Source organism: Acinetobacter sp. TAC-1, assembly GCF_029025845.1.
Lineage (GTDB): Bacteria > Pseudomonadota > Gammaproteobacteria > Pseudomonadales > Moraxellaceae > Acinetobacter > Acinetobacter guillouiae.
Genome location: NZ_CP118892.1, coordinates 3573190 through 3587909 on the forward strand (window position 1 = coordinate 3573190; position 14720 = coordinate 3587909).

11 protein-coding genes and 3 tRNA genes are annotated in these 14720 nt (G+C 39.0%); 7 read left to right on the plus strand and 7 right to left on the minus strand.

Annotated elements, in window-relative coordinates; translation table 11 throughout:
- Window positions 1-276: 276 nt before the first annotated feature.
- From PYV58_RS16595 to PYV58_RS16610, 4 genes are all read left to right on the plus strand, one after another.
- Window positions 277-352 (plus strand) — tRNA-Asn (locus PYV58_RS16595).
- Between the two features lie 5 nt (window positions 353-357).
- A tRNA-Asn gene (locus PYV58_RS16600) sits at window positions 358-433 on the plus strand.
- A 242-nt stretch (window positions 434-675) separates the two neighbouring features.
- Window positions 676-751: transfer RNA gene (locus PYV58_RS16605), tRNA-Asn, on the plus strand.
- Between the two features lie 62 nt (window positions 752-813).
- Window positions 814-1263 (plus strand): DUF2726 domain-containing protein, encoded by a 450-nt coding sequence (locus PYV58_RS16610; RefSeq protein WP_034617302.1) that lies wholly within the window; start codon window positions 814-816, stop codon window positions 1261-1263.
- 46 nt (window positions 1264-1309) lie between these two features.
- Here PYV58_RS16610 and mgtE read toward each other — a convergent pair whose 3' ends face one another.
- The gene (gene mgtE / locus PYV58_RS16615) at window positions 1310-2647 is read right to left on the minus strand and encodes a magnesium transporter (protein ID WP_004819678.1); all 1338 of its coding nucleotides are present in this window, start codon (window positions 2645-2647) and stop codon (window positions 1310-1312) included.
- A gap of 167 nt (window positions 2648-2814) precedes the next feature.
- Complete coding sequence (locus PYV58_RS16620) at window positions 2815-5913, minus strand: multidrug efflux RND transporter permease subunit (protein WP_034617299.1); 3099 nt, start codon at window positions 5911-5913, stop codon at window positions 2815-2817.
- A gap of 273 nt (window positions 5914-6186) precedes the next feature.
- Here PYV58_RS16620 and PYV58_RS16625 point away from each other — a divergent pair, with 273 nt between their 5' ends.
- Together PYV58_RS16625 and PYV58_RS16630 are read left to right on the plus strand one after the other, a co-directional pair.
- Window positions 6187-7335: a glycerophosphodiester phosphodiesterase gene (locus PYV58_RS16625; RefSeq protein ID WP_034617296.1), complete on the plus strand. Its 1149-nt coding sequence runs from the start codon at window positions 6187-6189 to the stop codon at window positions 7333-7335.
- Between the two features lie 140 nt (window positions 7336-7475).
- Window positions 7476-7850 (plus strand): diacylglycerol kinase, encoded by a 375-nt coding sequence (locus tag PYV58_RS16630; protein WP_004819673.1) that lies wholly within the window; start codon window positions 7476-7478, stop codon window positions 7848-7850.
- A 211-nt stretch (window positions 7851-8061) separates the two neighbouring features.
- Here PYV58_RS16630 and PYV58_RS16635 read toward each other — a convergent pair whose 3' ends face one another.
- From PYV58_RS16635 to PYV58_RS16655, 5 genes are all read right to left on the minus strand, one after another.
- Window positions 8062-8400, minus strand: a complete 339-nt coding sequence (locus PYV58_RS16635) for a hypothetical protein (protein WP_034617293.1) — start codon at window positions 8398-8400, stop codon at window positions 8062-8064.
- A 152-nt stretch (window positions 8401-8552) separates the two neighbouring features.
- On the minus strand, window positions 8553-10187 hold the full coding sequence (gene groL, locus PYV58_RS16640; RefSeq protein ID WP_004819670.1) for a chaperonin GroEL: 1635 nt from the start codon (window positions 10185-10187) through the stop codon (window positions 8553-8555).
- Window positions 10188-10265: 78 nt separating this feature from the next.
- Window positions 10266-10556, minus strand: coding sequence for a co-chaperone GroES (locus PYV58_RS16645; RefSeq protein ID WP_004722444.1), 291 nt, complete (start codon window positions 10554-10556; stop codon window positions 10266-10268).
- A 172-nt stretch (window positions 10557-10728) separates the two neighbouring features.
- On the minus strand, window positions 10729-11517 hold the full coding sequence (locus PYV58_RS16650) for a metallophosphoesterase (RefSeq protein WP_034617289.1): 789 nt from the start codon (window positions 11515-11517) through the stop codon (window positions 10729-10731).
- Window positions 11498-12436, minus strand: a complete 939-nt coding sequence (locus PYV58_RS16655; protein ID WP_004819665.1) for a diacylglycerol kinase family protein — start codon at window positions 12434-12436, stop codon at window positions 11498-11500. The genes PYV58_RS16650 and PYV58_RS16655 overlap by 20 nt, the downstream gene beginning before the upstream one ends.
- A gap of 407 nt (window positions 12437-12843) precedes the next feature.
- Between PYV58_RS16655 and PYV58_RS16660 the strand changes: the two genes are divergently transcribed.
- On the plus strand, window positions 12844-14676 hold the full coding sequence (locus PYV58_RS16660; protein WP_004722449.1) for a phosphoenolpyruvate carboxykinase (GTP): 1833 nt from the start codon (window positions 12844-12846) through the stop codon (window positions 14674-14676).
- Window positions 14677-14720: the final 44 nt, after the last annotated feature.

Sequence of the window (14720 nt, forward strand, 5' to 3'; positions counted from 1 at the left end):
GATCAATCCTAATTACACAGTAAAAGCAGATCCAATAAAAATCTTTTATAGTTATGCGATGCTTAGCGCCATTCAGATCCTATGAACCTTTCTGCAACTGCAATAAAATTTAACCACTTATAATCATTTGATCTCGAATAAAGAGCTGGAAAACTTTAAAAATAATCAATATATATACAAACTCTTTAAATTCGGACAATAAAAAAACATTTAAGCCTTTTTTCTTATCATTTCACTTGACCACTTTGGCTTTCATCCATAAAATGCGCATCAGATTCTCCAATAGCTCAGTCGGTAGAGCGACGGACTGTTAATCCGCAGGTCCCTGGTTCGAGCCCAGGTTGGAGAGCCATCTATTCTTCCATAGCTCAGTCGGTAGAGCGACGGACTGTTAATCCGCAGGTCCCTGGTTCGAGCCCAGGTGGAAGAGCCAAATTCTAAAAAGCCCACTCATAATGAAGTGGGCTTTTTTATATCTTTATTTTCTATAAAGAAAAGATTTAAGCGCTTTTCGGCTTACACCTAAATTTTAGAACGCTTAAAACAACTTTGCTTTTATTCAGATTTACTTTTATTCAGAATGATCAAATATTTAGCAAATAATGCTTTTTTATGATGAATTTAACAATTTTTCCTTGACCCATTCCCATTTCATCCCTAAAATGCGTTCCAGATTCTCCAATAGCTCAGTCGGTAGAGCGACGGACTGTTAATCCGCAGGTCCCTGGTTCGAGCCCAGGTTGGAGAGCCAGATTTTAAAAACCCACTCATGATTGAGTGGGTTTTTTCTTATCTATACGATACCGATCGCTTATGTCTCTCGATTTACATCAAATTTTATTTTTATTGATTGGCAGTATCGCAACCATTGCTTTATTGCTTGCCTGCTTTGGTCAGCATTTATTTCGAAATAAACATTATTATGCAAAACGTGTGATCACCCCTTTTGAACAGAAAATGTTTTTCCGTTTAAATGAAGCCTTTCCTCAATATCATGTACTTGCGCAAGTCGCGTTTAGCGCGTTAATTGATTGCAATCAATTTAAATTGCGTTCCAAATTCAATCGTAAAGTGACCGACTTTGTCCTACTCGACAAACAGCTTGAAGTGATTGCTATTATTGAACTCGATGATCCCAGTCACCTCGGCAAAGAACATATTGATGCACAACGTGACGAGATGTTAGAACAAGCAGGTTATCAGGTATATCGCTATACCGATATTCCCAGTTGTCGAGATTTAAGAAAAGACATCGCGGATTGACCATGATCAGCCAAGCATTTCCAAATGCTAACCATTCAGCCATGTCTTATAAAATAATCGATGCAATACATAAGTAAACGATGACACCTGTTGCATCACAAATCGAGGTGACCAAAGGTGCCGAAGCACTTGCTGGATCCAGCTTTAAACGATTCAATATAAATGGCAGGCTCATCCCAATTAAGCAACCCATCAATACAATACCCATCATACTTAAAGCTAACACCAAAGCGACCATTGCATCGCCTCTAAAGTAACCAAGAATGGACACTGCAATTGCCATTGTTCCGCCCAAACATAAACCAACCAAGCTTTCACGCCCAATCAGATACATCCAATCTTTTAAATGTACATCACCCGTTGCCAATGCCCGTACCATTAAGGTGGCCGATTGTGAGCCAGCATTCCCGCCACTCCCGACCAAAAGCGGTAAAAAGAATACCAGCACAATATTCTTTGCAATAATATCTTCAAAATGGGCAATCCCGAATCCAGACAATAAGCTGCCAAAAACCAAAATCACCAACCAAAATACCCGTTTTTTATACAGGTAATGAATCGGTGCTGTCTTAATGCTCATTTTAGGAGACGATGAGACGGCACTGGATTTTAAAAAGTCTTCTGTGGCTTCTTCAGTGACGACATCCATGGCATCATCATAAGTAACAATACCTAAAAGCCTTTGTTGCTCATCAACAATTGGCAGCGCAATAAAGTCATAATAATGCAGCTTCTCTGCAATGCTCTCTTGGTCTTCATTAACGTCCCCAACAATCAAATCCGTACTCATGACTTCAGCAATGGTTTGCTCAGGCTCAGCAAGAATAATTTCACGTAAGGACACAACCCCGAGTAACTTGCCTTGTGCATTGACCACATAAATCAAATAGACCGTTTCACGATCTGTGGCAATTGCTCTGATCTGCTTGATGGCTTGTGTCATGTTCAAATCAGGTGACAATGTCACATAATCTGAACTCATGATTGCACCAGCAGACTCTTCTGGATATCTGGCTAAATGTTGGATCTGCTGTTGTATTTCAGGGCTTAAATCGGCATAAACAGCTTGCTGTAATGCATAAGGCAAGTACTTAAATAAATCTGTACGATCGTCCGAGTGCATCTCAGAAATGATATTGACCAGTATCTGTTTTGGTAAATGTTCAGAAATTTTAAGTTGTTGTTCGAGTGATAAAAACTCAAGAATATAGGCAGCATTGGGTAAATACTCCACCAATGCCAGCTGTTCATTTAAAGATAAATCTGCCAAAATTTTTGCGATATCGGCATCATTGATTTGTTCAAATTGTTTTTCAATGAGATCAAATTGATGGTTTTGAATGGCTTTTTCTATTTCTGAAACGAGTGCCAAAGAAAATTGCATAGGATGATCCAAATTCCATCAAACTTTTGCCACATGTTGGACTGCAATCCCACGAAAATAAAGATGTTTTTTGTTGTGAAACATATTTTAAAGATTCTATATGATTTGAAGCTTGCTCAATCTTCATCAAAGAACATTGAGCAAGCAAAGCTCATCAATCAACACCCTTACTCAGAGGGTACTTTTGATTTAAAAATTGAACGGACCAGCACATACATAAATGGGATAAACAGCAAAACTAAAACTGTTCCGAAGATCACCCCACCCAATACGCTTACCCCTATTTCTTGACGGCTGGCAGCACCTGCACCAAATGCAACAACCAAGGGAATAATCCCCGCACCAAAGGCCAAGGATGTCATCAGAATTGGACGCAACCGCAACCCTGCGCCTTCTAATGCAGCAGCAATCGCTGTTTTACCTTTTTCCTGTGATAGTGCAGCAAACTCAACAATCAAAATCGCATTTTTACACGACAAACCAATCGTGGTCAGCAATGCAATTTGAAAGTAAATATCGTTTGGAAAACCTGCCAATTTACTAAAAATAATATTGCCTCCAATCCCCAAAGGAATTGCTGCAATCACAGCAGTTGGAATCGACCAACTTTCATATAAGGCTGCGAGGCAAAGGAAAATAAAGCCGATCGAAATCAAATAGAGTAACCATGCTTGGCTACTTGATTTTTGTTCTTCAAATGACAAGCCACTCCACGCAACATCAATTCCATCTTGTTGACTAATCAAGGTCTGAATATCTTTCATGGCTTGACCTGAACTGGTATGCGCTGCTGCATTGGCTTCCATTTGTAAGGCGGTATAACCTTGGAAACGATTCACCACGTCGGGACCACCTTCCCAACGCGTTGTTGCGAAATTGCTAAATGGCACCATCTGGTTCTGTGCATTACGCACCGTCCATACTTGTAAATCTTCAGGCTTAGAACGAAACTCTGCATCGCCCTGCATCATCACCCGTTTAATTCGTCCACGATCAATAAAGTCATTTACATAAGAGCCACCCCATGCTGCTGACAAAGTATTGTTAATCGCGGTTTGACTCAGCCCATTTGCCAATGCCAATTTTTGATTAACATCAACTTTTAACTTAGATTTATCGGGATTGGATTTTTTATCCAGATTTTCAAAGGATTGGAACTGTTTGGCTTGTGCCTGCAATGTTGTGAATTGTTGGTCTAAATATTTCCGTCCTTGACCGTTAATATCCTGAATCCAAAATTCTAAACTATCACTATCCCCCAAGCCATTTACTGAAGCAGGCAAACTGACTGTAATCCGGGCATTGCGATCTTGACTAAAATACTTTGTCGCACGTTCACGAATTGCTTGCGCAGAATTTTGTGTACCTGAGCGATCATCCCAATGCTTTAAAGCCACAAAGCCTGTTCCTAAATTTTGCCCTGTACCTGAAAAATTACGCCCATAACGAATCAACACAATATCAACATTTTGTTTTTCATGCTCAAGGAAATATTTTCGAATATTTTCCCCAACCACCTGACTACTCGACATCGGTGCACCATCAGCTAAACGGAACTGTACACTCAACATGCCCTGATCTTCACTTGGAATAAAACTGGTGGGTAAAGCCCGATAGATCAGTGAAAATACAGCAATCAAAGCCACAAAAATCGTCAAAATTACCCATTTCAAATTTAAGGTCTTTTGAATCAGGCGAATATAACCTTGTCTTAGATTTTCGAGTTTAAGATTGAACCAAGTGGCCCAACGCATAGGTTTAGGATTAGGTTTTAAAATAATGGCACAGAGTGCTGGGGTTAAAATCAATGCAACCAACAATGACAAGGCCATTGCCGCTACTAAGGTGATGGAGAATTGACGATAAATTACACCTGTCGAACCTGTAAAGAACGCCATCGGAATAAATACCGCCGTCAAAACCACGGTAATCCCAATCAAAGCTCCTGTCATTTCCTGCATAGACTCGATAGATGCCTGTTTTGCAGTTAAGCCCTGCTCATGCATCAAACGTTCGACATTTTCCACCACCACAATGGCATCATCAACCAACAGACCAATTGCCAATACCAAGGCAAATAAAGTCAATGTATTAATACTCATACCAAGCACATTGAGTACCGCAAAGGTCCCTAAAATCACAATCGGTACAGTAATGGTTGGGACCAACGTGGCACGCCAGCTTTGTAGGAAAATAAACATGACCAGAACCACCAATACGATGGCTTCTAATAAGGTTTTGACCACCTCTTTAATCGATTCTTGCACAAACGGCGTGTTATCTCGTGGATAAACAATCTTATAGCCTTGTGGCAGTTTTTCAGAAATCTTTGCCAATTCGGCTTTAATTAATGCAGAGGTTGCTAAAGCGTTTGCACCTGAAGATAAAGAAATCCCCATGCCCGATGAAGGATAACCATTAATGGTATTAAACGACTGATAATTTTCTGCACCCAACTCAATACGCGCCACATCTTTTAAATAGATATAGCTACCATCGGTATTGGATTTAACAATAATATTTTTAAATTCGTCGACTGTTCTTAAACGTGAACCAGCGGTGACTTTTGCATTTAAATATTGGTCAGCAGTTACCGGTAAATCCCCCACACCACCAGCAGCAACCTGTGTATTCTGTGCTTCTATTGCTGTGCGAATATCACTGGGCATCAATTGATACTGTCGCAGTAAATTCGGATTCAGCCAAATTCGCATGGCGTATTGAGAACCGAAGACATCAACTTCACCAATCCCTTCAATCCGTGATATTTCTTGTTCTATAAGATCAGATAAATAGTCACCTAATTCGATATTGTTACTTTTACCTGTTTCATCATACAAACCCACCACCATAAAGGTATCGCCAAGCGATTTATTCACCGTTACACCTTGACGCTGTACATCATCTGGTAAGCGGTTGAGTACACCATTAATACTATTTTGTACTTGGACTTGTGCAGTATCCGGATCCGTTCCGTTTTCAAAACTGATACTAATTCTGGCACGACCCGATGAGTCACTACTCGAACTAAAATACAGCAGGTTGTCGATCCCTTTAATTTGCTGCTCTAAAACCTGAGTAACACTCTCTTCAACAGTTTCAGCATCTGCGCCTGTATAGGTTGTAGAAACAGTAATCCTTGGCGGAGCAATATCTGGATATCGCTCTATCGGTAAATTCAAGACTGAAAATACGCCTAAAGCCATGACAATAATTGCAAGTACACAGGCAAAAATAGGACGTTGAATAAAAAATTTTGAGAGCATCAGAGTAGGTTCTGCGTCAAAGGATTGAGGTAAAGTTGTCGTAGCAATTAAATCGACTTTATATGGATATTCTGTGACTTAAACTAAAAACTCAAGGAAAAATAACAGAAAAGCGAATGATAAGTTTAAATATGAAGAAACTATGAAGAATTTTTTTCTTCTAGGCATAAATCTACCAAAAGCATTTCATTAATTTTTCATCTTGATGTCATCGCAGTGTCAATTTAATGACATAAGCTATGCACAGTTTCCATATAAGAATTTGAGAAAAATATGATTAAAAATACTGGGTTAATGATCAGTATTATGGCGCTATTAACCGCTTGTAATGATGACGATAAAAAAACAGAAAACGTCACACCAGAATACAAAGAACCTAAAATCATTATTGTTGGTCACCGTGGGGCGAGTGCTTTACGCCCTGAACATACCCTTGAAAGTTATCAAAAAGCCATTGATGATGGTGCTGATTTTATTGAGCCAGATTTGGTATCAACCAAAGATGGCGTATTGGTTGCACGTCATGAAAATGAAATTGGTGGCACAACCAATGTCAGCACATTCAGCCAATTTGCAGATCGCAAGAAAACGAAAATCATCGATGGGACATCATTAACGGGATGGTTTACAGAAGACTTTACTTTAAGTGAATTAAATCAACTTAAAGCCCGCGAGCGTATTCCAGCGTTACGCCCAAACAATACCCAATACAATGATCAGTTGAATATCCCTACCCTTGAGCAGATTATTGAACTGGCAGAAAAGAATTATAAAAAAACTGGTAAAGTGGTTGGACTCTACATCGAAACCAAGCACCCAACATATTTTCAAAAATTAAATTTAGCCATGGAAGATCCATTGCTGAAGACTTTGGCAAAGTACCAATATAGCCGTGAAATTGCGCCGATTTATCTACAGTCTTTTGAAGTCAATAATTTAAAGTATTTTAAGGACCAATTGACAGCGCACAAAAGTTTAAAGCATGCCAAAATCATTCAGCTTTATGATGATAAGAAAATCAGCCCAGCAGATTATGTCGCACAAGGAATTAAAACCACTTATGGCGATATGGCCACAGCACAAGGTTTAAAAGACGTCGCCAAATATGCCGATGGTGTTGGTCCATGGAAACCGTATATTTTTAATGATAGCTATACTGCACCCTCTTCTTTCGTTACCGATGCACATACAGTGAACTTAAAAGTCCATCCATATACTTTCCGTCCTGAAAATAATTTCCTTGCCAACAATTTAAAATGTAGCACAGCTGAAGCAGATGCAGCCAAGCGTTGTGAAGCTGGCGCAAACAAAGAATATGAGATGTATTTTAAAGCTGGCGTGGATGGTGTATTTACCGATGATCCCGGTTTAGGTCGTAAAGCTTTGGATGCGTACTGGAAAGCCAATCCAAATACCAAGTAACAACTGATTTTTTCAAACAATTAAGCAAATGATTCAAACATTTGCTTAATTTTTTCTAAACTTGGTGTTTTTTGTTTAAAATTAATTCCGATTTAAGTTTAGAATAATACACTTCTTAAAAACTTTAGCTGCTTTGATTTATGAGTGATTATTCTCCATTTAAGGGTACGACGGGTTTCAAACGCATTCTCAATGCGACAGGCTATTCTTTAGCAGGATTTAAAGCTGCATATCAAAATGAAGCGGCTTTCCGTCAAATTGTTTGGATTAATATCGTTTTAATTCCGATTACGTTTTTTGTCGATGTCTCTTCTGTTGAACAGGCAGTGATGATTGCGGTGTGCTTATTGGCAATCATTGTAGAATTGTTTAATTCAGCATTAGAAGCTGTGGTTGATCGTGTTTCTTTAGAACGCCATCCACTGTCTAAAAATGCCAAAGATATGGGAAGTGCTGCACAGTTCGTAGCTCAAGCAATTATTTTCTTTACTTGGGTCATTATTCTTTTTAGATAAGTTATTTTTTCTAGATCAAATAATCTTGTTAGGTAAGTATTCTTTTAAAAAATTAGAGCGAATATTGACATTCCCCCACAGGTAAAATGTCAATTCATAAAAATTGATAACAGCCTAATTTTGCTTTGCTGCACTAATCCAGTCTAAGCACCACGACCTTTTAACTCGAACAGCGCACTTTTAGCTTAAAATTATCTCTGTAAACAATGGATTAAAGTGATGGTTTTGGAATTGGGATATTCTTGTCAATTTTGTCAGGTCGATTGATCTCCATAGAACAATTACTATATCCCCATTTGGTGACCTTACCTTGTTCAAGCATAAATTTCCTTGTACAAGCATTCCAGCCATCATTATATGAAATAATTTTTGCACCATTTGGGAGTTCATAGCTTCTATACGGTGGTCCCCATTTACTGATCAGTTTTTCTTCTGTACTCCCCACCCAAGACTGCATAAAATCATTTCTTGTTTCAAGTCTTTGTCCCATGATACTTAAACATCCTGTTAGCATCTGGCTGATTGCAATAATGAAGATTAATCTTTTCATTTTAGTTCTCCTCAGTTTTCGTGTTGTATTTATATTTACCGAATAGTACAAAAGCATAATAAAAAATATACAAAAAGACAAGGATGAAACAACTTGCATAAAAAATCCCCGCATAAAGCGAGGATTTTTTATGATCTGAGATCGAAACGATATTACATCATTCCGCCCATACCACCCATGCCGCCCATATCAGGCATAGCAGGTTTGTCTTCTGGGATATCAGTAATCATACATTCAGTTGTTAACATCAAACCAGCAACAGATGCAGCATGCTCAAGTGCAGAACGCGTTACTTTAGCAGGGTCAAGGATACCCATTTCTAACATATCGCCATATTGTGAAGTTGCAGCATTGTAACCAAAGTTACCTTCACCGCTCTTCACTGCATTGATCACAACTGATGGCTCATCGCCAGCGTTAGACACGATTTGACGAAGTGGCGCTTCAATCGCACGACGAAGGATGTTCACACCTACAGTTTGGTCATCATTTGCACCAACAAGACCGTCAAGTACTTTAGCTGCACGTACCAACGCAACACCACCACCTGCAACAACACCTTCTTCAACCGCAGCACGCGTTGCATGAAGCGCATCATCTACACGGTCTTTCTTCTCTTTCATTTCAACTTCAGTTGCAGCACCAATTTTGATTACAGCAACACCGCCAGCGAGTTTAGCTACGCGCTCTTGAAGTTTTTCTTTATCGTATTCAGATGTTGATTCTTCGATTTGAGCACGAATTTGAGTTACACGTTCAGCAATTTGATTTGCATCACCAGCACCATCAACAATCACAGTATTTTCTTTAGAAATCGTGATTTTATGTGCAGTACCTAAATCTTGAAGTGTTGCTTGCTCTAAAGACATGCCCACTTCTTCAGAAATCACAGTAGCACCTGTCAAGATTGCGATATCTTGAAGCATTGCTTTACGACGATCACCAAAACCAGGTGCTTTAACCGCACATACTTTGATGATACCGCGCATATTGTTTACAACCAGTGTTGCAAGTGCTTCACCCTCAACATCTTCAGCGATGATGAGTAATGGTTTACCTGTTTTTGCAACAGCTTCTAAAACTGTAATCAATTCACGGATATTACCAATTTTCTTATCAACAAGAAGAATGAATGGATTTTCAAGTTCAGCAGTCAAAGTATCTTGTTTGTTTGCAAAGTACGGGCTGATATAACCACGATCAAACTGCATACCTTCTACAACATCAAGCGCATCTTCAAAGCCTGAACCTTCTTCAACGGTAATCACGCCTTCTTTACCAACGCGTTCCATTGCTTGCGCAATCAACTTACCTACAGTTTCATCAGAGTTTGCAGAAATCGAACCGACTTGTTCAATTGCTTTAGTATCAGAAGCTGGTTTAGCAGTTGCTTTGATATTTTCAACAACAGCTCTAACTGCAAGGTCGATACCACGTTTCAAATCCATTGGGTTCATACCCGCAGTGACAGATTTGATCCCTTCATTTAAAATCGCTTGAGCAAGGACAGTTGCAGTTGTTGTACCGTCACCTGCGATATCATTGGTTTTTGAAGAAACTTCACGAACCAATTGCGCACCCATGTTTTCGAATTTGTCTTTTAAAGAAATTTCTTTCGCAACAGTTACACCATCTTTAGTGATGTGCGGTGCACCAAAAGAACGATCAATAACCACGTTACGACCTTTAGGGCCTAAAGTTACTTTTACTGCATCTGCAAGTACGTTTACGCCGGCGATCATTTTTGAACGCGCTGAATCACCAAATTTTACGTCTTTAGCTGACATACTAAACTCCAGATATCTTTATAAATTTTAAATTTTGACCAATATGTTTGGATGAAAACTCATCTCAACGGCAGAAGATTAACCTTCCAATACCGCTAAAATGTCAGACTCTTTCATCACAAGAAGTTCTTCACCATCAACTTTAACTTTAGTACCTGCATAAGCACCAAACAGTACGTTATCGCCAACTTTAACGTCTAAAGCGCGTACACCGTTATCAGTGATTTTGCCATTACCTACAGCAAGAATTTCACCTTGAGCAGGTTGTTCAGCTGCAGAAGTACTTAAAATCAAACCACCTGCTGTTTTAGTTTCTTTTTCAACACGGCGGATCACAACGTTGTCATGTAAAGGACGAATCTTGCTCATTTCTAACTCCATAGACATTTAAAATGTCATTGATTACTCAGCGAAGATGACTTCTTATTCCTAGGTCATCGACAAAATATTTGTATGTCACATTTGTGGGGATGGAAATAAACGCTTCAAGGGGAAAACGAAAAAAAATTTATTTAATTTGTATGTTTTTTCTTCTTTTGTATCAAATCATGTCTAATTCAGAATTTTTTATCGCAGTTTTGGCAATAAATTCCTGTAATTGTTCATCAAAAAAATAATGTTCAAAGCCACCATCTTTATGAATCACATTAAAGCTGTTGGGTATATTTTTATGCAAACGTCGAGAAACTGCTGTACCCGCATGAACCTCATAAACTGGTTGCTTTAAATTTAGCGCAAAGGCTTGATTCAGATCATAGACCGCAACTAAATGTAAATGACCATGCAATAAAGCATACAGTTGATGTTGTCCCCATTCTTTAATGGCAAACTGCCCTAAAGCTGGACAATCTTTTAAGTGATGGTCTTCATTAGAGGTATAAAAAGGTTGATGACTAACGATTATTTTTAATTTATTTTTCGGTGCATTGGCCAACAACTGATTTACATTTTGAATTTGCTCAAAAGAAATATGTCCGCGTGTGTGATAACGGCGACGAATACTGTTCATGCCAATTAAATAAAAATGCTCTGTAAATAAGCTGCGTTCTAAACTGCCAAAGAACAGTTGATATAAGCCAAATGGTCTAAAGGCACGATTCCAGACATGATACAAAGGAATATCATGGTTGCCAGGCACCACAAAATAAGGGATGTTTAGTGATTCTAAAAACTGCTTACATGCATAGAATTCTTTAAATTTAGCACGTTGAGTTAAATCACCGCTCACCACAACCACTTCTGGTTTATGCACAGCACAAAACTTTTGAATCGCCCGTATACACTCTGGACGCTCAGTACCAAAATGTAGATCAGACAGATGCAATAACATGCGGCACCATAATTTTTAAAGCATTTTTTTCTACGTGTAAGGTTAACGGGGTCGTCATTGAAACAATTTCTCCATCGACAGCAACGGTCAGTTTAGGCTTTTTTGAATAGACAATGACTTTTTGTGCACCAAAACTATACACATCGGAAGCGTTTTCCAATTTTCCACGAATGGTTTGAAACAAGGTTTTAAATAAAGTGGCTTTATCTCCTTTGGCGATCACCACACCGGCAATTTCCCCCACCTCTGCACATTTCGAAATTTTTAAATTTAATTCTTTTAATTGCAGTTGATTATTACCAAAAAAAATCAGTGGTGTTTTTACAGGATACTTTTGCCCATCTACTTCAATCTCTAATTTGAGTTCTTTACGATCACGAATCAGGACATCTAAACCTGACGTATACGCATTTAAAGGAAAGCGCCCAAACCGGCGATTATATTCTTCGCGTTTTTTAATAAACAAAGGATACAAACCTAAACTGGCATTATTTAAATAAATTTGATCATTGATACAGGCCACATGTGAGGCACGCGGCTCCCCTGTGGCAATCACATTGGCTGCCTCTAAAATATTCAAAGGGATATGTAGAACACGCGCCACATAATTAAAAGTACCCAAAGGTAGTATTCCCATAGGAATTTTTTGCTTTAACATTTGCGAGGCGACTGCATTCAACGTACCATCACCACCTGCAGCAACAATGACACCACAATCTGAGTATTGTGCATGACGTTGAAAGATTTTTTGCATCAGGGTTTTTATATCAGGCTCTGAACCAATATCAAAAACTTGAATTTCAAAACCATGTGAGGTCCAGATGGTCATGAGTTTTTCATAAATATCATCTTTCTGATTGGCATGAAAACCTGACTTTTCATTGTAAATCATTGAAAGAGGCTTGAGTTCTGTGTCCATAAGCTTGATTATTTTGAAGTATTTGCACTAATTTCGTCGATTTTCTAAACAAATAAAAGCACCTTTATGTAAAATTCGAATTATGCCCATTTATTAAATCAATAATTAATTTAGTAAATCTTATAATTTCAACTTATTGTAAACTATTATTATTTACAATTAAAATACCCTACATTCTATTTAAAAATACCAATAAAAATCAAACAATAATCCATGTTAGGCAATAAAAATCAAATACTTAGTGAAAATTCAGGCATTGGTATCTTTTAAGCCTTTAGTCTTATTTTTTTTATGAATATATGTTTTAATACCACCACTTTTTTTCATACTTAAATTTGAATGTAGTATCCCTTCATTCAGATTATTATTTGTACACAAAATTGTACATATTTTAGATAGGCCTCACCATGACCCAAGTGAACGCACCAGAATTCGTTCGTCATCCCAAGCTCATTGCATGGGTTGAAGAAATTGCTAAATTAACTAAACCTGCAAAAATTGAATGGTGTGACGGAAGCGAAGAAGAGAATCAACGTTATATCGACTTGATGATCGCTAACGGCACTATGCAAGCGTTGAACCAAGAAAAACATCCTGGTTCTTATTTAGCGAATTCTGATCCGTCTGACGTAGCGCGTGTTGAAGGTCGTACATACATCTGCTCTGAAAAACAAGAAGATGCTGGTGCGACAAACAACTGGGAAGCTCCTGCTGAGATGCGTACTCGCCTTAACGGTTTGTTTGATGGTGCAATGCAAGGACGTACCATGTACGTAGTTCCATTCTCTATGGGTCCATTAGGTTCTCACATTGCTCACATCGGTATCGAAATTACAGATTCTCCTTATGTTGCTGTAAGTATGCGTAAAATGGCTCGTATGGGTAAAGCTGTTTATGACGTACTAGGCACTGATGGCGACTATGTTCCTTGCGTACATACTGTTGGCGCTCCGCTGGCTGAAGGTCAAAAAGATGTTGCATGGCCTTGTAACCCAGAAAAATATATCGTGCATTATCCAGAAACGCGTGAGATCTGGTCTTACGGTTCAGGATACGGCGGTAACGCATTATTGGGTAAAAAATGCCTTGCTTTACGTATTGCATCATCTATGGGTCGTCAACAAGGCTGGTTAGCTGAACACATGTTGATCCTTGGTGTGACCAATCCACAAGGTGAGAAACACTATATTGCAGCAGCATTCCCATCTGCTTGTGGTAAAACCAACTTTGCGATGCTGATTCCACCTGCAGGTTATGAAGGTTGGAAAATTGAAACTGTAGGTGACGATATTGCTTGGATCAAACCAGGTGAAGATGGTCGCTTATATGCAATCAACCCTGAAGCTGGTTTCTTTGGTGTCGCACCTGGTACAAACATCAAAACAAATCCAAACTGTATGGCGACACTTCACAAAGATGTTATCTATACAAACGTTGCTGTAACAGAAGATGGCGACGTATGGTGGGAAGGTTTAACCAAAGAAGCGCCTGCTAACTTGACCAACTGGAAAGGCCAACCGCATGTTGCTGGTGAAAAAGCAGCACATCCAAATGCGCGTTTCACCGTTGCAGCGGGTCAATGCCCTTCTATTGATGCTGACTGGGAAAATCCAGCTGGCGTACCAATTTCTGCGTTCATCTTCGGTGGTCGTCGTGCAGATACAGTACCTTTAATCTCAGAAGCTTTTGACTGGGTTGATGGTGTTTATAAAGCAGCAACAATGGGTTCTGAAACAACTGCAGCTGCAGTAGGTCAACAAGGTGTTGTACGCCGTGACCCATTTGCAATGCTTCCATTTGCTGGCTATAACATGGCTGACTATTTCTCTCATTGGTTAGAAATGGGTGAAGAAGTTGGTGCTAAAGCGAAAGCTGCAGGCAATAAACTTCCTGGCATTTATAACGTAAACTGGTTCCGTCGCGATGCTGAAGGCAACTTTGTATGGCCTGGTTTTGGTCAAAACATGCGTGTGCTTGAGTGGATCATTGACCGTTGTGAAGGTCGTGCTGAAGCAGTGGAAACACCGATTGGTTTTGTTCCAACTTATGAGCAATTGAACTGGACAGGTTCTGACTTCACTAAAGATCAATTTAATCTTGTGACTTCTCAAAACAAAGATCAATGGATCAAAGAGATTGAGAGCCACACTGAGTTATTTGATAAACTTGGTGAGCGCTTACCAGCTGCACTTAAAACTCGTCAAAATGAGCTTTTAGAGGCTGTTAAAAAATCTGCTTAATCGCTAAAAATTAAGTCATACAAAAAGACCGCTACATAGCGGTC

Bases quoted from the DNA above. Each gene is read 5' to 3' on its own strand.
- PYV58_RS16610 (WP_034617302.1), top strand. From the start codon at position 814: ATGTCTCTCGATTTACATCAAATTTTATTTTTATTGATTGGCAGTATC.
- mgtE (WP_004819678.1), bottom strand. From the start codon at position 2,647: ATGCAATTTTCTTTGGCACTCGTTTCAGAAATAGAAAAAGCCATTCAA.
- PYV58_RS16620 (WP_034617299.1), bottom strand. From the start codon at position 5,913: ATGCTCTCAAAATTTTTTATTCAACGTCCTATTTTTGCCTGTGTACTT.
- PYV58_RS16625 (WP_034617296.1), top strand. From the start codon at position 6,187: ATGATTAAAAATACTGGGTTAATGATCAGTATTATGGCGCTATTAACC.
- PYV58_RS16630 (WP_004819673.1), top strand. From the start codon at position 7,476: ATGAGTGATTATTCTCCATTTAAGGGTACGACGGGTTTCAAACGCATT.
- PYV58_RS16635 (WP_034617293.1), bottom strand. From the start codon at position 8,400: ATGAAAAGATTAATCTTCATTATTGCAATCAGCCAGATGCTAACAGGA.
- groL (WP_004819670.1), bottom strand. From the start codon at position 10,187: ATGTCAGCTAAAGACGTAAAATTTGGTGATTCAGCGCGTTCAAAAATG.
- PYV58_RS16645 (WP_004722444.1), bottom strand. From the start codon at position 10,556: ATGAGCAAGATTCGTCCTTTACATGACAACGTTGTGATCCGCCGTGTT.
- PYV58_RS16650 (WP_034617289.1), bottom strand. From the start codon at position 11,517: ATGTTATTGCATCTGTCTGATCTACATTTTGGTACTGAGCGTCCAGAG.
- PYV58_RS16655 (WP_004819665.1), bottom strand. From the start codon at position 12,436: ATGGACACAGAACTCAAGCCTCTTTCAATGATTTACAATGAAAAGTCA.
- PYV58_RS16660 (WP_004722449.1), top strand. From the start codon at position 12,844: ATGACCCAAGTGAACGCACCAGAATTCGTTCGTCATCCCAAGCTCATT.